The organism is Pseudoalteromonas byunsanensis (assembly GCF_001854475.1).
GTDB classification, from domain to species: domain Bacteria; phylum Pseudomonadota; class Gammaproteobacteria; order Enterobacterales; family Alteromonadaceae; genus Pseudoalteromonas; species Pseudoalteromonas byunsanensis.
On sequence record NZ_MNAN01000028.1, the window covers coordinates 171,498 to 195,236 of the forward strand.

Sequence of the window (23,739 nt, forward strand, 5' to 3'; positions counted from 1 at the left end):
GTGGACGGAATTATGCAAATGTGGGTGATGTTTGCGTTACTCACTTTATTAGCAGTGCTGTTTGTAGTCGTTCCATTCTTCCGTCGCGAAAATGTATTGACGGTGGATAATCAAGCTAATGCTGAGCGTATTGATATTTATCATCAACGGCTTAATGAGTTAAACGCCGAACTGAGCAATCAACGCATTGAACAAGATGCTTATCAGGAATCTGTGCTTGAACTTAAGCGCAGACTACTTAATGAGTTATCGCCTGAACAGCAACTAAGTAGCCGTGGTAACAACCGTATATTCGCCTTAACGGGTTTGCTGTTCACTGTCACGGTAAGTGGTGTATTTTATCATTTTACAGGTAGTCAGCAGCAGATAGCTAATTGGTACGATGCCATAGAGAAGCTACCAGAGTATGGTGAGCGAGCGGTACTACAACAAGGGCAAAGGTTAACGGCAAATGAGTTACAAGCGTTTGCGCTAGGTCTGCGTACCAAACTGGCTAACAGCGGTGATGATGCTGTTGCGTGGATGTTGTTGGGCCGTATTGCGATGTCTTTAAATGATTACGAAATGGCCAAGCAAGCATTCGACAAAGCACTCAAAATGGAACCTGAAAATAGCAATATACTGGTCAATTACAGTCAAGTGCTTTTAGTTGAAGGGTCTGAGTCAGGAATGAATCGTGCAGCACGACTGCTGGCTAGGGTATTAAGAAATGATCCAACAAATATTGATGCTATTTCTTTATTGGCGCTCATAGCATATGAAAAGCAGGATTGGCGCGAAGCAAAAACGGCCTTTGAGGTGTTACTTGCTAGCATGAGCAGTGAAGACCCTCGATATTCAATGATTGAGCAACGTATTGCTGAAATTGAACAAAAACTGTCACCTAAATCCACTGCGTCGCCTGTGAGCTTACAAGTTGAAGTGTCTATTGGTGCTCACCTCAGAGAACAGCTCCCGCAGCAGGGCACTCTGTTCGTATTCGCCAAAGCGACAGACGGTCCAGCAATGCCACTGGCAGTTGCTAAGCTTACAAATTTTAACTTGCCTTTACGTGTGACACTGGATGATAGTATGGCGATGATGCCAAGCTTAAAACTTTCAAGTTACCAAAACGTAATCATCACGGCGCGTATTTCAACAGATGAGAGTGTGATGGCACAAGAAGGGGAGTTAGAAGGGCAAAGTGAGGTTATATCACTAAGCGAAACACTTGAGATGATTCCAGTAGAAATCAACCGAATTATATCAAACACAGGAAATTAAATGTTTAAGCCTTTTTTAGCTGTTCTGGCAGCTGTTGTGATTTCAGGATGCAGTACTGTACCTGAAGAAAAACAGGACGAAAGAGACCCTCTACAGTCGTTCAACCGCCCTGTTTATGATTTTAATATGGATGTTTTGGACAAATATATATTGCGCCCAGTAACAGTCAGTTATGTTGCTGTTACGCCGCAGCCAGTACGTAATAGTATCGTCAATTTTACTACCAACTTACTTACCCCAACAGATGCTATCAATGCTGGGCTGCAGGGAAAACCTAGTAGTATGGGAGTTAATGCTGCGCGTTTTTTGGTGAACTCTACCGTGGGTATATTCGGTCTATTTGATGTGGCAAGTAGTCTGGGTCTTAAACATCAAGATGAGGACTTTGGGCAAACACTAGGAGTTTGGGGGTTGGGCGATGGCGCTTATATAATGTTGCCTGCGATGGGACCATCAACGGTTAGAAATTTGACCGGTGATGTTATCGATAATTATGTAATGCCAGAAATTGCTCTTAGCACGCCACAAACAATCGCTGTATTTGCACTGAAAGCCATTGAAGCAAGAGCATCACTTATGGCACAAGAAAAATTGCTGGAAGAGTCATTAGACCCATACATCTTTGTGAAGGATATCTATTTTCAGCGTCAATTATATGAACTACATGATGGAAATCCGCCGTTAAAAGAAGAACCAACCGATTTTGACGAAGATTTCTTAGAGAATTTATAATTCAGGGAAGTAATTGTAAGAAAGAAGATAGGCTGGCGACGGGCAGTGCCAGCCTATAGTGGGGAGAGTAGGCTCCCCCTAATCGGTCCTAGTGCAAAGCACCATTGTTATTGCGATAAAACCCTAAATCATTGAGCTTTTCTACCAACAATACAGGATCATCTATATGTGAAGGTGTATCTTCATCTCGCAAAAAATGATCATTTGGTACATTATGTAAATCAAGCATCTTATGAAATAGTACATTGCGAATTGCTAACGCTGTCATCCCGTTGTCTTGGATTTCATCAAGTCGATTTTGCAGCTCGGAAAATGGCCCAGCTTTTACGTCATCAACGACAGCAGCAAAGTGATTTACCTGTTTAGTTTTAAGCATATTGGCCTTCTCCCAAAAAACATCCAATTGTCATGTTAGTCACGTACATCATATTTTTTGTGTTAAAAATAGATACTTACGTCCTCTCTGTTGAAAACAGTGTACTCTGTTTTTAGGGTAGATTACTAACTTCGATGTAAAGCTTTGTAAATCGAATAATGTATGATTTGAAATGATTAATTAAGAACTAGTAGACATCTAGAAGTAAGATATTGATGCGTAAATAAAAATAGTTCTCAGTACCTTTTGTGGTACTAAGAACATAAGAAAGTATCAGGAAAATAAATTTTGTTTTACATGTTCTGCAAAGCCACTTCCTGCCTCTAAATAGAAGTTATAGGTAGAATTGACACCCATATCTTCGAGCTCTTTTTGCTGATCAGGATAGTTTGCAATGGCAGTTACTTGACCTTTAAAACCAGAAGCCTTTAATTGCTCCAAAGCGTAGATGTTTTGCATATGTTTGGGCATTGCAAGCATAACCATATCAACTTGGGAATGATTTACTCGTTGCCAAAAATCAGGATCTGTCGCATCAGCCAGCAACACTCTTCGTCCTCTTTGCACATGTTTATCAACTACTTCTGGTTTGATATCAATGCCAGCAATTGAGCCTGGATGGGTCGCTTCTATGGTTTCATACGCACCCGTTCCAATTCTACCCATGCCAAAAATAACAATTCGAGTATCAGCCAGGTTGACGGGCAATTCTTCTTCAAGGCGCTTAGAGCTTTCGAACTTTAATAAAAACGGTTCAAGCTTTACGTAGAATCCATTCGCGCGTTTATTAAGCGGTGAGGCTATTACAAATGTAATAGACACGGCTATTGCTACAACGGCTAACCAGTCTGCTGCAATCGCACCTGAGCTGGCAGCAACCGCACAGACGATAAGTCCAAACTCACTGTAGTTTGCAAGCGTAAAGGCACTGAGCAAAGACGTACGTGCACGCAGTTTGAAGATATTTGTGAGTATATAATAAAGACAGACCTTTACAGGCAAGACTAAAGTCAACATGCAAGCGATGAGTAAGGCGTCGAGGCTCATGTTGGCATTGAGACCGATGTTTAGGAAAAAACCTACCAATAAAACATCTTTCAAATTCATCAAAGATTTTGATAACTCACCAGCTTTTTTATGTGGTGCGAATAGCATCCCGATAATCAGGGCTCCTAAGTCTCCTTTTAAACCCGCAAATTCGAAGGCGTGGTAGCCAATAACAAGCGCAAAGAAAAAACCAAATAATGGGAGTAGTTCACCATGTTTAGAGCGATTTAAAACCCAGAACATAACGGGCCTAAAAAGAGGCAGGCTGACTAGTAATGCTAATGCCCATACGTTCGGTGCTTTTCCGGTACTGATGGCTAGAAACAGCACCGCGAATATGTCTTGCATAACCAAAATGCCGATGGAAATTTTACCGTGTAGACTCGCCATTTCTCCGCGCTCTTCGAGTACTTTTACTGCAAACACGGTACTGGAAAAGCTAAAGGCAAAACCAACAAGTAAGGCGCTCGAAAGAGTTAAATCGGTAAATAGTGGCAGGCTCATTGCTCCAAGTAGCAGCAATAGGCTGGCAAAAAATGCACTGCTTATCACAATATGCAAGGTTGCGGGTGCCCATACTTGCGCTTTGACAAGGTTTCCGATTTTAAGTTTTAAGCCAATACTAAACAACAGCAAGGTTACACCCAAATCAGCGAGTTGAGTGAGTAACTCAGTACTACGATATCCCAGTAGATTTAAAATAAACCCAGCCATTAAGAAGCCAATTAGCGGCGGTAGCTTTAACTGATATACAGAAAAGCCACAGGCGAACGCTGCGGCAAAAAACAAAAGTTCCATGGTGTGCCTATGTTAGTTCTAACTTACCCCAGTGTACCAAAACTCTCTGATTTATAAATTGAAAAGTTCTTTTGCAAGGCGATAACTCAGATATTTTTTCGATTATTCTTGAATAATATAAAAGAACTCATAAATTTTCGCTGACAATATCCTGAAAATGTGGTTAAGATGCGACAAGGGAACATTCTCACAGGAGAAGTAATGTTTAAAAAGATCCTCGCATCTGTAGGTATAGGTGCGGCAAAAGTAGATACTGTGTTAGAAACAGAGCACTTACACCCTGGCCAAAAATTTCAAGCAAGAATCATCATTGAAGGTGGTGATGTTGGTCAGGAAATAAATGGTCTAGAGATGGCGTTGATGACCAAAGTTAAAGTTGAAAATGATGATGGCCATTACTTTGTAAATCATGTGATAGAAAAGTGGAAGATAGGTGAGCGATTTGAGGTTTCGCCAAAAGAGCGAAAGATCATACCGTTTGAAGCTCGTTTACACTCAGAGACACCTCTTACTGAACTTAACGCCGGATACAACCATTGCCATGTATGGTTGGAAACGGGGCTTGATATTGATTTAGCACTTGATCCAACGGATAGAGACCCACTTCATATATATCCAAATGACGCGATAAAAACGTGCATGATGGCAATGGAAAAGCTAGGTTTTGGGCTTATTAAGGCTGACGTTGAAAAGGGCTATTTGCGAGCGAGTAACTTTCACACCGTTTCAGGGTGCTATCAAGAGCTAGAATACCGCCCACAGCGCCAGTCTATGTTTGGTATCCAAGAAGTTGAATTGTCATTCGTTCCTGAAGCTCACAAGACCCATGTGCTGATTGAGCTTGATAGGGCATTTCGCGGTGATGGATATGTAGACTTGACGATAGAACATGATCAAGTAAATCTATCACAGTTATGTGACCAGTTAGAACGCTTGTTTGCGTAGCAGTAAACGGGTATTTATTTTAGAGCCCAGCATCGCTGGGCTTTTTATTATTTGGAGTGCTGCTTATGCTTTGGCAGGTAAATACTTTCTCACAGCTTGATACAAACACCCTGTTTGATTTGCTCAAGGCTCGAGTCGACGTTTTTGTTGTAGAGCAACAATGTGCTTATCCAGAGCTGGACGAAGTTGATAGACAACCAGATACCTTTCATGTGATGGCTTATGAAGGACAGTCATTGTGCGCATATGCGCGAGTATATAGAAAATCACAGAGTGAATGCGCAATAGGGCGAGTCCTAGTGTTACCCAATGCACGAGGTAGAGGTTTGGCCAACCCTTTAATGCTTAAAGCCACAGAGGTGTGTAATATCCATTTTGGTGATCATGATGTGGTGCTTAGTGCACAAACATACTTACTGAAGTTTTATCAATCTTTGGGGTTTGTGGCTGAAGGTGAAGAATACCTAGAAGATGGTATACCTCACCAAGACATGAGATTAAATACGGCCCTCAAATAGCAGTGGGCCTATTTCTAAGTCACGTTCAAGGCCTGATTTCTCAGGCCTATCAGACCGAGACCTACAATTTACAGTGTGTGTATAAACACTAACGCGATGGCAAGTGGGCAGATAAACTTGATATACCAAGGCCATATTCGCCAAAACACGCTGTGCTCGGCATCTGGGTAGCCATTTCTTATCTCTGTCAGCAATCCATTTCTGTGCCAAATCCAACCTACAAATATACAACAAAACATTCCTATAAGCGGCTGGCCAAACTGAGTGGTTAAACTCACAACGAATCCGAACAAACTGCTAAAGTTAAAAATAATGGTAAAGCTAACGAGTGAGATAAGGCCACCAATTACCCAAGTAGCTTGCAAGCGAGACAACGCAAAGCGTTCTACAGCGTAAGATACTGGGGCTTCTAACATCGAGATAGAAGAAGTTAGCGCAGCAATGCTCATAAGGGCAAAGAAGGCAAAACCTACATATAAACCAACCTCGCCCATACTTTCAAATAGAGCGGGTAAAACTTGAAACACAAGCGTATCTTCCGAAAGCAATTGTCCATTTGCACTAAATATTTCAACTCCTTGGGCTTGAGCTACGTACATGGCTGGAATAATTAGCAGGCCTGCAACAAAGGCGATAAACACGTCGATTAATGTTACATAAGCGCCTAAAGAAACTAAGTTCTCTTGCCTACTAATATATGAGCCGTAAATAATCATTACACTGGTTCCTAGTGAAAGCGAGAAGAACGCCTGTCCTAGCGCACTAACCAGCAACTCAGGGTTTAGAATGGAGGAAAAATCAGGGACGAGATATGCTTTTAACCCTTCACTGGCACCGTCTTGCATCAAAACGTAAGCGATGAGTAAAAACAATATTCCCAACAGTGCTGGCATTAACCGTTTAGACCACTTTTCAATACCGTTCTCAACCCCTTTACTGATAATTGAAATGGTAAGAATCACGAACAATGCTGTAAAAATCAGATCTCTAGCCAGAGATTGACTACTCAACCATTGGGCTGTGTCTGATAAACGAGTTAGTTTGGCGATGGGTTCCAAGGTTGCGCTAAACATCCAGCCTGCAACGATCGCATAAAAACTGAGGATCAGGCCTGCGCAGATAATGCCACCAAAGCCTACTGCAAAAGCAAAGCGTTTGTTGAATGCATTACCAGAGAGTTTTTGCAGTGACGATACTGCGTTAGCTTGACCGTGTCGCCCGATCACTAGCTCAGCCATCAATGCAGGGTAGGCCAAACAAAACGCTAGCACCAAATAAACCAAAACGAAAGCGGCTCCACCGTTGCTGGCGGTTTGAGTGGGAAAACCCCAAATATTACCAAGGCCAACAGCTGATCCTGCTGCTGCCATGATGAATCCAAAGCGAGAACTAAATTCTCCGCGCACAGTGCTCATATTATTTTACTTCTCTATTTTTTTTACGGCGGCTGACAATCTACTGTAAATACAGCGAAATAAAAAGCGCTAATTGTTATTAACAATACCATGATCTAGCGCAATATTTTGGTGATTTTACGAGTGTAACACTAGCGCGCCAGACTAAAAATTCAACCACAGACTATAAATTGTTGCTTTTCAGTTGATTAACATAAAAAACGGTGGCCAGATGTGGGTATTACTTTACGCTGCTCACTTAGCTTTACAAGGCAAAGTTAAGGTGAATTTAGCACCACCCAAAATATCAGACTGCGATACGCTTGCTTTACCATGATGCCAATCTACAACTTTGGCAACAATAGCTAGTCCTAAGCCATAACTTTTTCCCGACCGATTACGGTGGGATTGCTCTTGAAAAAATGGACTAAAGACTTTATGCCAGTTTTGCGGGGCGATACCAGGACCATCATCTTCAACGTGGATGTAGATATTAAGGTCATCACTAGCCACTGTGATAAGTACAGCTTGTGTTGCAAAATCACTGGCGTTAGACAACAAGTTTGTTACCGCTCTTGCTAACCAGTGTAAGTCTGCGCATATGCTTAAGTGTGGTTCAATTTCATAATTTATTTGTAGGCCCGCATTTTTAAATTTGGGGGTAACCTGCTCAATGAGTGAAACAAAATAAGTCGTAGCATCGGTTGATTCAAAGTTTAGCAAGTGTGATTTCTGCTCTAGCGTCGCAAATGATAGATAGCTGGCCAGCATATCTTCCATTTGATCTAAGTCTTTTTCCATTCTGGTCAAAATATTATGTACTTGCTCAACCTCAGTTTCCTCCAGAGCCGCATCCAACCCAAAGCGAAGGCAGGCAACAGGCGTGCGTATATCGTGTGACAAACTTGATGCTAGGAGTTTGTTCTCAGCAAGCAGCTTGTCAATTTGGCTCGCCATTCGGTTAAACGTGAGTTCAACATCTTTGATGTAAGTAAACTTATCCGTAGCAATTCTGGCGCTTAGATTGCCACTGGCAAACTGTTTAGCGGCTTCAGTGAGAACGGATAAACGCTTGGCCAACGGTGAGAGTATAAACCACATAAAGGTGCATACACCGGTGTAAAACAATAAGGTTAGTAGTGCATCATTGTCTTGTTGTTCTGCTGGCTTATCTAAGCGCAGTTCAAGATAGTCAGGTAGTAATGCTTGATTGGTTTTTAGCAGATAAAAACCTTGCTCATCTTCTAAAATTAAGCCTTTTCCTGTTAGCATCTGCTCTTTGAGCTCAGAAGGTACTGCCAAGGTATCACCTTGTTTGTAACTGATAGCTAAGCCATAGTCATCGCTCAAAGTGGAAATATAGTCAGCCCTAAGTGCAACGGGCTGCCTTGCAGTTTGTTTTGCCACACCACTGGCTAGTGTACTTTGCCAACCAAAGTTGTCATCGGCTTCTAAGGTTTGCTCGCTAAATATATCAATTAGCCAACCGAGTACGACAATTGAAACCAAGGCGCTGGTGAGCAAATAAATATATAGCTTTCTCACAAATTAGCCTTTTACCACGCACTTGGAACCATCAAGTAGCCCTTACCCCAGATGGTTTTGATCTTTTCTGGGTGTTGTGGGTCATCATTGAATTTTTTACGCAAGGCCGAGATCAGTACATCAACGCTCCTGTCTAGCCCATCATACTCTCGGCCCTTTGTTGCTTTAAATACCGCATCTCTGGAGACAACTTCGCCAGCATTTGAAGCCAAAAAGTGCAGTAGTAAATACTCTGCACTGGAAATATTCACTTCTTTACCTTGTACTAACACTTTGCGTGCCTGAGTGTCTATGCTTAAGTTGCCAACGCGTAGTGATTTATCATCACTTGCCCCAGAGCTTTTTTGCTCACTTGATGAGCGCAACATGGCTTTTATCCTTGCTAATAGAGCACGAGGTCTCACAGGCTTTATCACATAATCACTGGCACCAACCTCTAGGCCTATGACTTCGTCCATCTCTTCGTCCTTGGCTGTTAGCATAATGATTGGGTTTTGATAAAACTGACGAAGTTCACGACAAACGCTGATGCCGTCTTGGCCTGGTAGCATAACATCCAAAAGTACGATATCAGGGCTAAGAGATTTGACCATCGCGACTACTTGGTCTCCTCGAGCGCAAACATGTGTGGTATATCCTTGACTGTTCAAATAATCCGCGACCCATTGAGATAGAGATTCGTCATCTTCGACGAGTAAAATCGTACCGTAATTATCCATTTTTAAAACCCTCTAGCTTCTTATACTTGCAGTTAAATCATGCAAACTAACAGACATAATCCTGATTGTGCCTGACTAACTTAGTGCTGTCACTTACCACAGTATTGTTATTGATAAAGTATGCTAATCAAATGATTACCTATATCAAATTAGGTATTTAAGATCGCTTACTAAAATACATATCGCACACCAATTTTCGCCTTATGCTGGTAGTTTTTAGCAACAATGGGGCTGCGATAAATTTGCTGTGAAAACCAAGTTGTCATCCAACCGGTTAAAAAAATCCAGTTCTCGTTGAGTGGATACTCTGCGTGAAACTCATACACAACACTCATAGAACTATTCGGGTGGTAAACAGCTCGATCAATTTTTTGCTCCTGTTCAGAAATACCAAAATAATAACTGGTAAAGTTTCTGGAGTAGAAATTGATGCCAAGTGCAGTTCTAAACTCCCAGTTTTGCCACGGAATTATTTTGCTGTAAAAGGCACTGACTATCCAACCATTATGAGTGTTACTGATATCCTGCAATAGTTCTAGTGATGCTTGGTTGTCACCGAATCGTCGGCTCAAACGTAACCCGCCTGTTAGGTCAAACCCTCTTTTAGTTATCCCTTGAAGCTGTGGAATTTCATCTGAGCTATACAAATCAAAACCTTTCTCATCAAAACCGTCTTGTGCTTGTGTAACAATAAAATCTATATCCCAGTTGTTGTGTTCTAGGGCACTGTAGCCGACTATCCAGCCGCCACTGAGTTGACTGCGATCAACGTCTAAATACCAGTTCCCATAAGATGCTAAGACATTGACGTTAAATAACTCCACGCCATCTCTTGTCGCATTGGCACCGATGAGGTATGAATTTTCGAACAGGTAATCCATGCCCACATTGATATCTAGATATAGGCCGTCGCTGTGGGTTAGCGTGTTGTCTGAATAAAGCCGATTACTCGCATTTGCTGTAGCAGATAAAACAACAGTGATGAGTATTAACCTTGCTAAGGTACGGAGCATAATGTTCACCAACAACCAAGTTGATGAACATTATATTGAATGCGACGTTAGTATCTGTAAAAAATTGTTGAGCGTAGAGTACGCTCAATGAAGGTTTGTATATGGCTCGCTCTACAGAACATTGATTTTATCAATCAAAACGGCAGCTAGTTGTTGGTGCATTGCACTGCTTAATGCGCTCACTTCTGTTTCTGAGCAGGCGCCTGCAACTTTTTGTGGCTCACTAATCACATCATCTACAACATACTTAGGTACTTCAACAGGTGCGTCAGCGCGAGCAATCCTAGCTTGCTCCGTATTTTGTGACACGATAAAAGAAAGTACTTCGTGCTCATTGGTTATCTTTTGTTCCTTGGTATAGCTAAATTGTAAAGGAATACCTTGAAAACTAGCACTGTCAATAGAAGACTTTGCAAACCATACAACATCAGATGACGCTATGTGAGTCAGTCTCATACTTACGCTAGCAATTATATTACTGCATTGATAACTCGGTGCTTTTTGCGTCACAAGTTGATACAACGCATGAGATGTTTTAGGCACATTCAGTATATAGGTTTTGTTAGGGCCGAAAGTAAGATCCAACTGATGGATGTTAAGTATGTAATCAGCTTTTTTTGTTGTAACTATTTTTAATCCGTGCTTCTTAAGAGCTCGTTCGATGTGTGATTTCAATGTGTCAGTCATTGCTACTTTGTCAGCAACGATTCGCACTGAATTTGTTTTTTCAATTGGGTGTGCAGGTAATTGCACCGACTTTATTCTAGCGGAGTCCAATTCGGTACTGTAGCTAAGCTGATAAATTTCTTTACTTAATATCGGCTTAGGAGGCACATTTAGTTTGGGTGCCATCTCGGGAGTCAAAGAACAACCAAATGAGAAAGCCAGAGTAATAAAAATAAGCAGAAAACGCATTCATGTACCTCTTGTTACAGTTTAAGTCTCAATTGGTGATGTAAACACAAGCTAACTTCGTGATAAACTTCAACGAATTCTAGTTTAACGAGTTATTATGAAGTATTTAGTTCTTATTGTCTTTTGGCTGTTTGCGACTAATACGGTTGCATCTGAAGACAAAAAGCAGCAGTGGCACCAATTTTTGAACAGCTATTCTAAGCAAGTCGAGCGAAAACTAAAAGAAAAATCAATTCCAGGTGCGGCATTGAGCGTTGTACATGGCGAATTTGGCTCTCTAGCTCAGGGATATGGCAAAACCAAAGTTAGCAAAGGCCAAGCGGTTGATGAAAATACGCGCTTTCGTCTTGCTTCAGTCTCCAAAACATTTGCTGGGTCATTGACTGCAAAACTTGCCAGCGCCGAATACTTGGAGCTGGATGAGTATGTAAGTGCATACCTACCTTACCTCAAAGGCACAGACTATCAATCTCTCAAAGTGTATCATTTACTCAGTCACTCAAGTGGCTTGGTACCCAATGCTTACGATAACCTGATCGAATCTAGAATGTCTTATGAGCAAATAATTGAGCGGTTAATCAAGGTTGAACGTATTTGTACGCCAGGGCAGTGTTACGGTTATCAAAATGCCATGTTTAGCCTGATAGCTGACGTAATTTTTCATGCTACGGGTATGTCTTATGAGCGTTGGCTACAGGAGTTTATTTTCACGCCGCTGAAAATGAATGACGGAGGTGTTGGTATTGAGAGTATGCAAAAGGACGATAACTATGCGTTACCGCACGTACTTGGGCGAAAGCGTTGGCATACAGCTAAGCTCAAACCTCACTACTATAAGGTTGCACCAGCTGCGGGTGTCAATGCCAGTGCAAAAGACATGGTTCAGTGGCTGAAAGCACAGCTTGGTCAGTATCCTGAAGTTTTGTCGTTGGATGCCTTGACGTTACAAAGCAGGCCTTATACACATACCAAAAGAGAGTTGAGAAGGCGAATTTGGCGTGATCATGTTAATGAGGCATTTTATGGCTTAGGTTGGCGTATTTACGACTTTGACGGTGAATTTATTATGTACCACAGCGGTTGGGTGCAAGGTTATCGAACCGACTTGGTTGTAATACCAGCTTTGAATGTTGGATTCAGTTTGCTATTAAATGCAGAAAGTGGAGTGATAAATCAGTTAACAACTGATTTCATTACTCAGGTTATTGAAAAGTATAGGGAGGCGCCAACGCTCACGGGCGGTGGCGCTTAAAGAAAATCACTGACGAGGCAATTGAATTTTCTTCTCTTCGCTTTGACGGTACAAAACGATGACATGTCCGATGGTTTGCACTTTGTGTGCTCCAGTTTCACGAACAATCGCATCAAAAATTAATTGCTTTGTTTCACGGTCATTCGTAGGCACTTTAACTTTGATGAGCTCGTGAATGTTTAAAGATTGGTCAATCTCAACCAAAACACCTTCGGTTAAACCATTTGCACCGAGCAAAACAACTGGTTTTAGTGGGTGTGCTAACCCTTTAAGGTACTGCTTTTGTTTATTTGATAAAGTCATATTGGTACAATTTACTATATGTAGGCTTGAATTTTCATATTCTACCGCCATCTAGACAATATTACTAATGAGTTGCAGTGAATAATGGCAAATAAAAAGCACTCAGCGAGCTCTAAACGCTGGTTAAAGGAACATGTGGACGACCCTTACGTTCATGAAGCGCAAAAACGTGGCTTTCGCTCCCGAGCAATTTTTAAACTCGAAGAGATCCAACAACGCGATAAACTCATCAAACCAGGCATGAGTGTTGTTGACTTAGGAGCGGCTCCTGGCAGTTGGTCACAGTACTTAGCAGACGAGGTGGGTGAAAAAGGGCAAGTTATTGCTTGTGATATTTTGCCTATGGACTCATTAGCGGGGGTTGATTTTTTACAGGGAGACTTTCGTGAGGAAACGGTGTTAAATGCACTGCTTGAGCGTATTGGCGGGAAGAATATTGATGTGGTATTTTCAGACATGGCGCCAAATATGAGCGGCAATATGTCGACCGACCAAGCAGGCAGTATGTATTTGGTGGAGCTGGCGTTGGATATGTGCCATCAAGTGCTCAGTAAAAATGGTGCTTTTGCAGTGAAAGTTTTCCAAGGGGAAGGCTTTGATCAGTTTGTACAAGAAGTACGTAAATGTTTTAACGTGGTGAAAATTAGGAAGCCAAAAGCCTCTCGTCCACGTTCCCGTGAGGTTTATATAGTGGCGACGGGCTACAAACTGTAGTACAGTTGAAAAGCATTAAAGTCGAATTTAAATAATTTTTTTGGATACAAGAGGTTAACCCCTTGAGCGATATGGCGAAGAATCTAATACTCTGGTTGGTGATTGCAGTTGTGCTAATGACCGTATTTCAGAGTTTCAACGGCGGCGATCATATTGATCGTCAAACCAGTTACACGCAGTTTGTTAAAGAAGTGCGCAGCGGCGCGGTGCGAGACGTTAATATTGACCGTTCAACCGGTACGATTACAGGTATGAAGGGTAATGGTGAGCGCTTTCAAACTATCATGCCAATGTACGATGAAGATCTTATCAATGATTTGCTAAAAAATGACGTAAACGTAAAAGGTGTTGCACCAGAGGAACAGTCATTTTTAGCTAATATTTTTATATCTTGGTTCCCAATGTTACTACTTATTGGTGTATGGATATTCTTCATGCGTCAGATGCAAGGCGGTGGCGGAAAAGGCGCCATGTCATTTGGGAAGAGCAAAGCCCGCCTAATGAGCGAAGATCAAGTTAAAACGACATTCGCTGACGTTGCAGGCTGTGATGAAGCTAAAGAAGATGTAACAGAATTGGTAGATTTTCTTCGTGACCCGTCAAAGTTCCAAAAACTAGGTGGCAGCATTCCGAAAGGTGTGTTGATGGTGGGTCCTCCAGGTACAGGTAAAACTTTGCTCGCTAAAGCGGTAGCTGGTGAAGCTAAAGTACCATTTTTCACGATTTCTGGTTCAGATTTTGTTGAAATGTTCGTTGGTGTTGGTGCATCTCGTGTTCGCGACATGTTTGAGCAGGCTAAAAAGGCAGCGCCATGTATCATCTTTATTGATGAGATTGATGCTGTAGGCCGTAAACGTGGTGCTGGTATGGGTGGAGGACATGATGAGCGTGAGCAAACACTGAACCAAATGCTGGTAGAGATGGATGGTTTTGAAGGCAATGAAGGTATTATTGTTATTGCTGCGACTAACCGTCCGGACGTATTAGACCCGGCATTATTGCGTCCAGGTCGTTTTGATCGTCAGGTGGTTGTAGGTCTTCCTGATATTCGAGGCCGTGAGCAAATTCTTAATGTACACATGCGTAAAGTACCATTAGACGATAATGTTGAAGCGTCACTAATTGCACGTGGTACACCTGGGTTCTCAGGTGCTGATTTAGCCAACTTAGTGAACGAAGCCGCTTTATTTGCAGCTAGAGGTAATAAGCGAAAAGTGAGCATGGCTGAGTTTGATGCCGCAAAAGATAAAATCATGATGGGTGCTGAGCGTAAGTCCATGGTGATGAGCGAGCATGAAAAAGAAATGACAGCCTACCATGAGGCGGGTCACGCGATAGTTGGTCGTTTGGTACCAGAGCATGATCCTGTTTATAAAGTATCAATTATTCCTCGCGGTCGAGCATTGGGTGTCACAATGTACCTGCCAGAGCAGGACAGAGTGAGTCACTCTAAAGAGCATCTAGAATCAATGTTATCGAGCCTATATGGTGGTCGTATTGCTGAAGCTCTGATTTACGGAGATGACAAAGTAACGACTGGTGCAAGTAATGATATTGAACGTGCGACAGATATTGCGAAGAAAATGGTAACTGAATGGGGCCTAAGCAGTAAACTTGGTCCGCAAAAGTATGTTGAAGATCAGGGTGAAATGTACATGGGTGGCAGTGCTCATCGAATGACTGGCATGTCAGATGAAACTGCAAAACTGATAGACGCAGAGATTAAAGATTTTATTTCGCGAAACTATCAACGCGCAGAGCAAATCCTCAAAGACAACATGGATATTCTACACAGCATGAAAGATGCATTAATGAAGTTCGAAACCATTGATGCAGGACAAATCGATGATTTAATGGCTCGCACAGAAGTGCGTCCACCCCGAGATGCCCATGATCGTAAACCAGAAACTAAGTCTGATAAAAAGGCAACAAAGCCAGCAGATGAAGATGCTCAAAAGGCAGTTGATAAATCAGAATCGTCATCAGAGCTTGATGATAGAACGGAATAACGGTTAAAATAGCCGTATGTCTAAAGCCCCGCTAGTCGGGGCTTTTTCATACTTATACAAATTGAAAATTTACGACAGATTTTCACACAATATGAAGTTGCTGAGTATACTTACATGCTTTTGCACACACTACTCTAAAACGAGTAACGATGATGACAACCACAATTCGTCTACCCAGAGGCCGAACGCTATGCCTCAACAAGCCACAAATCATGGGCATTGTTAACGTGACTCCTGACTCATTTTCAGATGGTGGCGCGTTTTATCACCGTGATAACGCTGTCAACCAAGCACTTGCTTTGTTAGAGCAAGGCGCGACTATCCTTGATATAGGTGGAGAGTCGACTCGACCAGGCGCACCAGAGGTTACATGCGAAGAAGAGCTTAATCGTGTGATACCTGTTATCCAAGGTATTCGTCGCCAGAGCGACTGTGTTATTTCAATAGACACCAGTAAAGCAGAAGTAATGCGTCAAGCTATTGAAGCTGGTGCTGATATGATTAACGATGTGCGTGCATTACAAGAGCCAGGTGCGCTCCAAGTCGCAGCAAGTTATCCTGACGTAGCTATTTGTTTGATGCATATGCAAGGCCAGCCGCGCACTATGCAGCAAAACCCATCTTATAGTGACCTAATTACAGAGGTTAAGGGATTCTTCAGCGAGCGCCTGTTAGCGTGTGAAAACCTGCAAATATCGAAAGAGCGCATTATACTCGATCCTGGCTTTGGATTTGGCAAAAACTTGACGCATAATTTTGAATTGTTAGGAAATTTTAAGGCTTTCCAATCTTTTGGGCTGCCTCTACTTGCTGGACTGTCGCGTAAGTCGATGTTTGGCAAATTATTAAACAGAGAAACAAATGAACGTTTAGCTGCAAGCCTCGCAGGGGCATTGCTTTGCGCGCAACAGGGGGCGCATATAATCAGAGTACATGATGTACAGCACACTGCTGACGCTCTGAATGTTTGGCAAGCAGCAATTAATGGAGTAACCATATGACAACGAGAAAGTATTTTGGCACAGATGGAGTAAGAGGCTTAGTTGGACATTATCCAATTACGCCAGAATTTGCGCTAAAACTTGGATGGGCTGCTGGTAAGGTTTTGTCTAAAACTGGCACTAAGAAAGTAATTATTGGTAAAGATACTCGTATTTCAGGTTACTTGTTAGAGACTTCTTTGGAAGCTGGATTAATTGCGGCGGGTATTGACGTTGTTTTACTTGGACCCATGCCTACTCCGGCTGTAGCGTACTTGACGCAAACCTTTAGAGCAGAAGCTGGCATCGTGATCAGCGCGTCTCATAATCCATATCATGATAATGGTATCAAGTTTTTTAGCGGCAATGGCTTGAAGCTTGCGGATAGCGTGGAGCTAGAAATTGAAGCCATGATGGATGAAGACATGACATGCGTAACTTCTGAGAAGTTAGGTAAAGCAAGACGCCTTGAAAATGCGGATGGTCGCTATATTGAGTTTTGTAAGAGCCAATTTCCCAAAGAGTTATCACTGGAAGGGCTAAAAATTGTTTTAGATTGCGCTAATGGTGCAACATACCATATTGCACCTTCGGTAATGCGTGAATTAGGTGCAACCGTGATTTGCCATGCTTGTGAACCAAATGGCCTGAATATAAACCATGAGTGCGGTGCAACGCACGTAGATAATTTAAAGCGCCAAGTTTTAGAACACAAAGCGGATGTGGGAATTGCATACGATGGCGATGGCGATCGAGTAATTATGGTCGATCACAAAGGTCATGTTTTTGATGGTGATGATATTGTTTACATCATAGCCTGCTTAGCTCATGCCAACGGTACACTAAACGGCGGTGTTGTCGGTACAGTCATGTCAAATATGGGACTTGAGAATGCACTACAGAGTCAAGGGATTGAATTTGCTCGTAGTAAAGTGGGTGACAGATATGTTATTGAGCTGCTTAACCAAAAAGGTTGGACCATAGGCGGTGAAAGCTCTGGTCATGTTTTAAATCTAGATCTCATAAGTACTGGTGATGGTATTATTTCGAGCCTGCAAGTATTGGCGGCAATGGTCTCTCAAAACAAGACGTTGCAAGATCTTGGTAGCGGTTTCACAAAATATCCGATGAAGATGATTAACGTACGTTACTCTACCGATTCTGACCCAACACAGCAAACTGTCGTTAAGCAAGTCGTTGCTGAAGTTGAAGAGCTACTAGCGGGTAAAGGGCGTGTCCTTTTGAGAAAATCAGGCACAGAGCCGGTTGTTCGAGTGATGGTTGAAGCAGAGCAAGAGAAACAAGTGCTCGATTTTGCAACAAAAATTGCTGAAGTTGTTGAATCTGTGAGCAATTAATCTGGTTTTTAATTTTATTTCTTGTAAATCAGGGTGAGGAGAGTTAGTATCTCACCCGCTTTCTGATGCGGAGTATCGTATGGCGCAGCGTAAGCCAATAGTAGCAGGTAACTGGAAAATGAACGGTTCGTTAGAACTTGTGTCTGAGATCTGCGGCGAAGTTGAAAAGCATAAAAATGTAAACCTGGATGTTATTATATTTCCTCCTGCTTTATTACTTAAAGATGTTGTTAGTAAAGGCATCTTGGCAGGAACTCAAACCATTTCAGAGTTTGATTCAGGAGCATTCACCGGAGAAATTCACGCTCAACTAGCTCATGAGCTAGGGGCAAAATATACCTTAGTAGGGCACTCTGAAAGACGTAGTCTATTTTCAGAGAGTAACCAACAGGTCGCTGATAAATTCGCCAAAGCGCAAGAATTTGGCTTAGTGCCAATATTATGTGTTGGCGAGACAGAGCAGCAGCGAGATGCCGGAAAAACAGAAGAAATTGTCGCGCAGCAAATAAAAGCCGTAATTGATAAATTAGGTGTAGCAGCGTTAAATAATTCTGTGATAGCATACGAACCCGTTTGGGCTATAGGGACTGGTAAAACAGCAACCCCAGAGCAAGCTCAAGCGGTACATAAATTCATTCGCGACATGCTTAGTAGTTATGATGAGCACGTGGCACAAACACTACGTATCCTTTACGGTGGTAGTGTAAACGAAAAAAACAGTGAATCATTATTTGCACAGGCAGACATCGACGGTGGCCTTATAGGTGGAGCGAGTTTGCAAAAGGATGCCTTTATCAGCATCTGTAAAAGTGCACTAGGGAACGTATAAAATGTACGAAATATTATTGGTTGTTTACTTAATTGTTGCTTTAGCACTTGTTGGTATGGTGTTAGTTCAACAAGGTAAGGGTGCCGACATGGGCTCATCGTTCGGTGCAGGCGCATCAGCTACGGTGTTTGGTTCATCAGGCGCAGGTAACTTTATGACTAAGACGACAACGATTTTAGCATCTGTCTTCTTTGTTTTAAGCATCGTGCTTGGTAACCTTACCACGGGACAGATTAAAAAGACGGACGAGTGGGAAAATCTTGAAGTGCCAGCATCTACGACTGTAGCGCCAGCAACATCAGATGTACCAGTGTCTCCTGAAGATAATAAAACTTCAGACGTACCAAATTAATAGATTAGTAACCTAAAGTTACTCGGTGGTTTGATTCCTCAATCAGACATTAGCCGGAAAATGCGGATGTGGTGGAATTGGTAGACACGCCATCTTGAGGGGGTGGTGGCTTCGGCCGTGGGGGTTCAAGTCCCCCCATCCGCACCAAATTATAAAAACCAGCATGGCGCTGGTTTTTTTATGCCTGTAATATTTCACGTGATGTTTCAAAACAGATGTCATTCCTTAGCTAATTCTTAAGTACTTTAATTAATTGAACTTTAATCTATTTTCCCTAAAAAAACGTGTAGTGCATTATCATAGCTGTGGCGTAAACAGCCACTCTCTAATGCTATTTAAGGGAACCGCTCGCAGCGAGATCGCGTGGCAAGATATGCAATGTCCACCGAGGCTGATAAAGGGAATAATCTTCACGCAATTGCAAATAAAGTTAGAAGGTCAGGAAGCTCAGCTAAGCTTTACGCTCGCACACAGTGAGTATACCAATGAAGATTTCCAGAGACATTGGCTTAATCAGCATCATCACCAACTTATCAGGGCCGTAGGTAAGATAGAAGCGCTGCTGAAGAACCACTATCTATCACGCTCCAACCTTGATGTGTTACGCCAGACTGTTACTGTACTTGAACAGCAGTGGTTGGGTTGGCAGCCTCAAATTACTCTATCGCCGGAGCTCGCTCAGGCACTGTATACGCTCAAAGAGTTACAGCAATGGCAAGAACAAGATATTGCTGAATTTCGGGCTAAGTTTATTGATTACTATGCGAGCAAACATCAGTACTTTTTCGATAACGTTGAGCGGCAGCCATTGACAGTAGCACAAAGACAGGCCTGCATTATTTGCGATGACCGTCATTTACTGCTAGCAGGTGCGGGTACTGGAAAAACTAGCGTGATGGTGGCCAGAGCGAAGTTTCTAGTTCACTGTGGTGATGTATTGCCTCAGCAGATACTACTGCTTGCTTATGGTAATGAAGCTGCAAAGGAGCTAAAACAGCGAGCAGGTGAAACGTTCGGCTGCATGACTTTTCATGCTTTGGGCAAATTAATTATTACTGCTGTTGAGGGTAAGCAGCCGCAGCTTAGTACGTTGACAAATGACGCCAAAAAAAGGTTTAAGTTTGTGCACGATACGCTACAAGCGCTCTGTTTTCAGCCTGGCTACAAACTGTTATTCGAAAGGTTTTGTGTTAAGGAATGCAATATCCAGCCCAGTGCAGAGATGGTTGAGTTTATAAATAGCTCTGGTTGTAAGCCTGTAATCACTCATATAGCTTCTTTGCTTAGCACCTATAAGAGTGTAGCGGCTTTAGGTCAACTGAAGGCAATAGCGTTACAGCAAAGCGAGCTACTCAAGTGTCTTACACCGATAGTCGAAGAGTATCAGTCATATTTGTCCAATGAAGGTGCCATTGATTTTGATGATATGATAGCCAAAGCAATAGGGTATATTGAAGCCGGTGCTTTTAGCGTTCCTTGGCTGCACGTTATGGTTGATGAGTTTCAAGATTTATCACCTATCAGGGCTAGGTTACTCAAAGCCTTACTGGGGGCTAGAAGTAAACGGTACTTATTTGCTGTAGGCGACGATTGGCAGTCTATTTATAGATTTAGTGGTGCAGATATAACATTGACTACCAATTTCCATGAGCATTTTGGTTGTTCAACAGTCACAGCATTGGATCAAACATTTCGCTACCCTCAAGATATACTCGATATTTCAAGCACGTTTATATGTGCTAACCCAAATCAACTGACTAAATATGTACAGTCAGCTTGTGATTCTGAGCAATCTACTCAGTTGATTGAAATCGTCGATAGTGAATTTGACGCTGTTGAAAAGGTGCTCGCTGAGCTCAATGCTCAAGGTGAAGCAAGCGTACTGTTGCTTGCACGTTTTCATAAAATGCTGCCTTCGCGTGAAAGGTTATCGGGCCTACAAGGTAAATTTAGCGCACTGAAAATTAGAACGATGACTTTTCATGCAGCAAAAGGTAAAGAAGCCGATTATGCAATGATAATGGGGCTGTACGAGGGGCATAATGGTTTTCCGGCAAGTCGCCCAGTTCAACCGCTTATGGATGCGATGTTGCCAACGAGGGAAACATTCCCTCTTGCTGAAGAAAGGCGTTTGTTCTATGTGGCACTGACACGAGCTAAGCGACAGATATTTATATTCAAACCGCGAGAAAATGCTTGTCGATTTTTAGCCGAGTTAGAAATATAGAGATAGAAAAGAATACAAACTAGGTTTGAAAGTTTCACTCTTTAATTATTACACTACGCTTGTAGTTAGCTCAGAATCATAGCGAATAATTATTAAAGGAGTTAAACATGAGAAAAGACCTGCTAAATGATGCTCTAACTCGATTGAGTACCATTGCTCAAGATACTCCCCAATTTGGCGCCGTTTTGGAAGCGTTGAGTCAACCGCAAAGTACTTTAACCAGTCATATCGCCATCCGTAAAGACAATGGCAATACCGCATATTTTAAAGCCTACAGATGTAGATACAATGATTTATTAGGCCCAACTAAAGGTGGGATCCGCTTTCATCAGGATGCAGATCAAAGTGAGGTAGAGGCTTTAGCCTTATGGATGACATTAAAATGTGCCGTTGTGAATGTGCCCTTTGGAGGTGCGAAAGGCGCTGTTACTGTTGACCCTAAAAAGCTGTCTCCGATGGAGCTTGAGCGTTTGTCGCGTTCTTACATTAGAGCAAAAGCTGATTTTATCGGACCTGAGCTCGACATTCCTGCGCCTGACGTGTACACCAATGCGCGCATAATGGGATGGATGATGGATGAATATGAAAAAATTACTAGAACAAAATGTCCTGCTGTGATCACGGGTAAGCCCTTGGCATTTGGAGGAAGTGTTGGACGGGAGAGTGCAACTGGACGTGGTGCATTTTTGTGTATTCAAGCTCTGGCGGGAAAACTTGACTGGCAGCCTGACCAAAAGACCGTTGCGATACAAGGGTTTGGTAATGGTGGTTACCACTGCGCCAGGTTACTACAAGCTGATGGCTACAAAGTGGTTGCCATCAGTGATTCAAAAGGAGGTATCTTTTGTGAACAAGGACTTGATGTGGAGAGTGTATTTTCAGAAAAGCAACGAAGCAACGAGTTAAGGGCTGTGTATTGTCAGCATTCTGTGTGTGAAGATATAGAGCATACTCGGATCAGCAATGAGGAGTTACTATCACTTGATGTTGATATTTTAGTGCCCGCAGCTCTTGCTGGTGTTATTAACAAAGAAAATGTTGAACAGATACAAGCAAGTTATATTGTTGAAATTGCCAATGGTCCAATAAGCTCGGATGTTGATCAACAACTCAAAGAGCAGGGCACCCATGTGATCCCTGATATTTTGGCTAATGCTGGTGGCGTTGTCGTGAGTTTTTTCGAGTGGTGTCAAAACCGCCAAGGTGAAACGTGGTCAGAGCAAAAGGTCACAGAGAAGCTCAATGATTATATGCATCAGGCGTTTGAACGCGCTTGGACGCGCTATCAACAAACGAATGGGTCAATGCGTGAAGTAGTCTATCAAATAGCCTTAGAGCGTTTATCAGACGCGTTACATGCACATGGCACATCGGATTATTTCTCTGGTTCACAGTAATAGTTCGGTGCTAATAACAATTTATAACCGTTGGGCATATGCAAAAAAAAGCCGCCAACACAGAGTGTAGCGGCTTTTTTCATCTTTTTATCGTGATGGAGCTACTAGCTTTCGACTAAATCCTCTAGGCCAACAATCAGCCATGGAGCATTCCCCTGAATTTGACGTTCTAAGTGCCAAATTTCGTGAATGGGCTCCTCTTGTTTGTCGCCCAGATCGCGGTATTTCCCTTTAAATAGGATGCTTACTTCCCATACCTGAGGATTGGTGTCGGCACGTACTAGCTGTGAGTCTACAAACATTACCTCTGTGGCGACTTCTCCTGCACTTTCACGCTCTAGCTTGAACTGTTCAACTAATTGTGGGCTTAAGTATTGCGCCATTGTATCGTAATCTTTGTTGTTCCATGCTTCTTGTAAGGTAAGGTAGTGCTGACGAGCACCTTGTAAAAACCCATTTACGTCAAAGTCTCTAGGTAGATTGAAAGGAACTGAATCTTGTTGGCCAAAGCTACCTGATGTAGCTGACTGGGCTTGAAACTGTTGAGGCTGATTGAACTGGTTAGGATTAACTTGTGGGCCACCCGCCATCTGTGGGTGTTGGCGCTTAACTAGTGCACTTTTTACCAGTTTAAAGATTAAAAACGCCGCACCTGCTAGCAATAGCATTTCTAGAAACTGAAACCCTTCGAAGTCATCACCAAGCATTGCAGCGATGAGACCACCTGCGAGTAGACCACCCAGAACGCCTGCCATAATACCTTTTTTGCTCGACTTAGGCTTTGCAGTTGTAGGGGTTGATAGGGACTTAGTATCCGTTTGTTGTTTTTGCTGTGTGGTGCTGGTTTGATGTGTCTTGCCTGTTGACTTACTACCAAACTTTTTTCTGGCTTCTGCATTAAAGCTGCTAACGAATAACAGTGAGATCAGTGAAAAAAATATAATAAAGTTTTTCATAACTATCCTAAAGAACTAAAACTGCTTTGAATTCTAAAGAATTAGCTGTGTGAGATAAATAGAAACAGGGCCAACAGGGGATTAAATAAGGGGAACG

At 42.4% G+C, this 23,739-nt stretch carries 22 protein-coding genes and 1 tRNA gene; 14 read left to right on the forward strand and 9 right to left on the reverse strand.

Translation table 11 applies throughout. The annotated features are described in order from the left end of the window. Positions 1 to 9: 9 nt before the first annotated feature. Both ccmI and BIW53_RS08435 read left to right on the forward strand, forming a co-directional pair. Positions 10 to 1,263: a c-type cytochrome biogenesis protein CcmI gene (gene ccmI, locus BIW53_RS08430; protein WP_070991616.1), complete on the forward strand. Its 1,254-nt coding sequence runs from the start codon at positions 10 to 12 to the stop codon at positions 1,261 to 1,263. After that, positions 1,264 to 1,995, forward strand: coding sequence for an MlaA family lipoprotein (locus BIW53_RS08435; protein ID WP_070991410.1), 732 nt, complete (start codon positions 1,264 to 1,266; stop codon positions 1,993 to 1,995). Between the two features lie 88 nt (positions 1,996 to 2,083). Here BIW53_RS08435 and BIW53_RS08440 read toward each other — a convergent pair whose 3' ends face one another. Next, positions 2,084 to 2,371 carry a hypothetical protein gene (locus BIW53_RS08440; protein ID WP_070991411.1) on the reverse strand — a complete coding sequence of 96 codons (288 nt, stop codon included), beginning with the start codon at positions 2,369 to 2,371 and terminating at the stop codon, positions 2,084 to 2,086. Positions 2,372 to 2,644: 273 nt separating this feature from the next. Continuing rightward, positions 2,645 to 4,216: a cation:proton antiporter family protein gene (locus tag BIW53_RS08445; protein ID WP_070991412.1), complete on the reverse strand. Its 1,572-nt coding sequence runs from the start codon at positions 4,214 to 4,216 to the stop codon at positions 2,645 to 2,647. 201 nt (positions 4,217 to 4,417) lie between these two features. Between BIW53_RS08445 and BIW53_RS08450 the strand changes: the two genes are divergently transcribed. Both BIW53_RS08450 and BIW53_RS08455 read left to right on the forward strand, forming a co-directional pair. Next, a complete protein-coding gene (locus tag BIW53_RS08450) occupies positions 4,418 to 5,161 on the forward strand; it encodes a sporulation protein (RefSeq protein ID WP_070991413.1) in 744 nt (247 codons plus the stop codon). Positions 5,162 to 5,226: 65 nt separating this feature from the next. Further along, positions 5,227 to 5,679 carry a GNAT family N-acetyltransferase gene (locus tag BIW53_RS08455; protein ID WP_070991414.1) on the forward strand — a complete coding sequence of 151 codons (453 nt, stop codon included), beginning with the start codon at positions 5,227 to 5,229 and terminating at the stop codon, positions 5,677 to 5,679. A 68-nt stretch (positions 5,680 to 5,747) separates the two neighbouring features. Here BIW53_RS08455 and BIW53_RS08460 read toward each other — a convergent pair whose 3' ends face one another. From BIW53_RS08460 to BIW53_RS08480, 5 genes are all read right to left on the reverse strand, one after another. Further along, positions 5,748 to 7,094, reverse strand: a complete 1,347-nt coding sequence (locus BIW53_RS08460) for a sodium-dependent transporter (RefSeq protein WP_070991415.1) — start codon at positions 7,092 to 7,094, stop codon at positions 5,748 to 5,750. A 234-nt stretch (positions 7,095 to 7,328) separates the two neighbouring features. Next, positions 7,329 to 8,618, reverse strand: a complete 1,290-nt coding sequence (locus tag BIW53_RS08465) for an ATP-binding protein (RefSeq protein WP_070991416.1) — start codon at positions 8,616 to 8,618, stop codon at positions 7,329 to 7,331. A gap of 11 nt (positions 8,619 to 8,629) precedes the next feature. Next, complete coding sequence (locus tag BIW53_RS08470; protein WP_070991417.1) at positions 8,630 to 9,337, reverse strand: response regulator; 708 nt, start codon at positions 9,335 to 9,337, stop codon at positions 8,630 to 8,632. 170 nt (positions 9,338 to 9,507) lie between these two features. After that, positions 9,508 to 10,350 carry a MipA/OmpV family protein gene (locus BIW53_RS08475; RefSeq protein ID WP_070991418.1) on the reverse strand — a complete coding sequence of 281 codons (843 nt, stop codon included), beginning with the start codon at positions 10,348 to 10,350 and terminating at the stop codon, positions 9,508 to 9,510. A 111-nt stretch (positions 10,351 to 10,461) separates the two neighbouring features. Beyond that, positions 10,462 to 11,265 carry a hypothetical protein gene (locus BIW53_RS08480; RefSeq protein WP_070991419.1) on the reverse strand — a complete coding sequence of 268 codons (804 nt, stop codon included), beginning with the start codon at positions 11,263 to 11,265 and terminating at the stop codon, positions 10,462 to 10,464. Positions 11,266 to 11,362: 97 nt separating this feature from the next. Between BIW53_RS08480 and BIW53_RS08485 the strand changes: the two genes are divergently transcribed. Continuing rightward, positions 11,363 to 12,517 carry a serine hydrolase domain-containing protein gene (locus BIW53_RS08485; protein ID WP_070991420.1) on the forward strand — a complete coding sequence of 385 codons (1,155 nt, stop codon included), beginning with the start codon at positions 11,363 to 11,365 and terminating at the stop codon, positions 12,515 to 12,517. A 6-nt stretch (positions 12,518 to 12,523) separates the two neighbouring features. Here the strand turns inward: BIW53_RS08485 and yhbY are convergent, their stop codons facing one another. Beyond that, positions 12,524 to 12,820 (reverse strand): ribosome assembly RNA-binding protein YhbY, encoded by a 297-nt coding sequence (gene yhbY, locus BIW53_RS08490; RefSeq protein ID WP_070991617.1) that lies wholly within the window; start codon positions 12,818 to 12,820, stop codon positions 12,524 to 12,526. An 84-nt stretch (positions 12,821 to 12,904) separates the two neighbouring features. Here yhbY and rlmE point away from each other — a divergent pair, with 84 nt between their 5' ends. From rlmE to BIW53_RS08535, 9 genes are all read left to right on the forward strand, one after another. Continuing rightward, a complete protein-coding gene (gene rlmE, locus BIW53_RS08495; protein WP_070991421.1) occupies positions 12,905 to 13,534 on the forward strand; it encodes a 23S rRNA (uridine(2552)-2'-O)-methyltransferase RlmE in 630 nt (209 codons plus the stop codon). Positions 13,535 to 13,605: 71 nt separating this feature from the next. Continuing rightward, on the forward strand, positions 13,606 to 15,543 hold the full coding sequence (ftsH, locus tag BIW53_RS08500) for an ATP-dependent zinc metalloprotease FtsH (RefSeq protein WP_070991422.1): 1,938 nt from the start codon (positions 13,606 to 13,608) through the stop codon (positions 15,541 to 15,543). 152 nt (positions 15,544 to 15,695) lie between these two features. After that, positions 15,696 to 16,544 (forward strand): dihydropteroate synthase, encoded by an 849-nt coding sequence (folP, locus tag BIW53_RS08505; protein WP_070991618.1) that lies wholly within the window; start codon positions 15,696 to 15,698, stop codon positions 16,542 to 16,544. Beyond that, complete coding sequence (gene glmM / locus BIW53_RS08510; RefSeq protein WP_070991423.1) at positions 16,541 to 17,881, forward strand: phosphoglucosamine mutase; 1,341 nt, start codon at positions 16,541 to 16,543, stop codon at positions 17,879 to 17,881. Before folP ends, glmM begins: the two co-directional genes overlap by 4 nt. 79 nt (positions 17,882 to 17,960) lie before the next feature. Continuing rightward, complete coding sequence (tpiA, locus tag BIW53_RS08515; RefSeq protein WP_070991424.1) at positions 17,961 to 18,710, forward strand: triose-phosphate isomerase; 750 nt, start codon at positions 17,961 to 17,963, stop codon at positions 18,708 to 18,710. 1 nt (position 18,711) lies between these two features. Continuing rightward, positions 18,712 to 19,062, forward strand: a complete 351-nt coding sequence (secG, locus tag BIW53_RS08520; RefSeq protein WP_070991425.1) for a preprotein translocase subunit SecG — start codon at positions 18,712 to 18,714, stop codon at positions 19,060 to 19,062. Positions 19,063 to 19,124: 62 nt separating this feature from the next. After that, a tRNA-Leu gene (locus tag BIW53_RS08525) sits at positions 19,125 to 19,209 on the forward strand. A 181-nt stretch (positions 19,210 to 19,390) separates the two neighbouring features. Continuing rightward, positions 19,391 to 21,289: a UvrD-helicase domain-containing protein gene (locus BIW53_RS08530; RefSeq protein WP_070991426.1), complete on the forward strand. Its 1,899-nt coding sequence runs from the start codon at positions 19,391 to 19,393 to the stop codon at positions 21,287 to 21,289. 107 nt (positions 21,290 to 21,396) lie between these two features. Further along, a complete protein-coding gene (locus tag BIW53_RS08535) occupies positions 21,397 to 22,686 on the forward strand; it encodes a Glu/Leu/Phe/Val family dehydrogenase (protein ID WP_070991427.1) in 1,290 nt (429 codons plus the stop codon). 104 nt (positions 22,687 to 22,790) lie between these two features. Here the strand turns inward: BIW53_RS08535 and BIW53_RS08540 are convergent, their stop codons facing one another. Then, complete coding sequence (locus BIW53_RS08540; protein ID WP_070991428.1) at positions 22,791 to 23,642, reverse strand: Tim44 domain-containing protein; 852 nt, start codon at positions 23,640 to 23,642, stop codon at positions 22,791 to 22,793. Positions 23,643 to 23,739 lie beyond the last annotated feature (97 nt).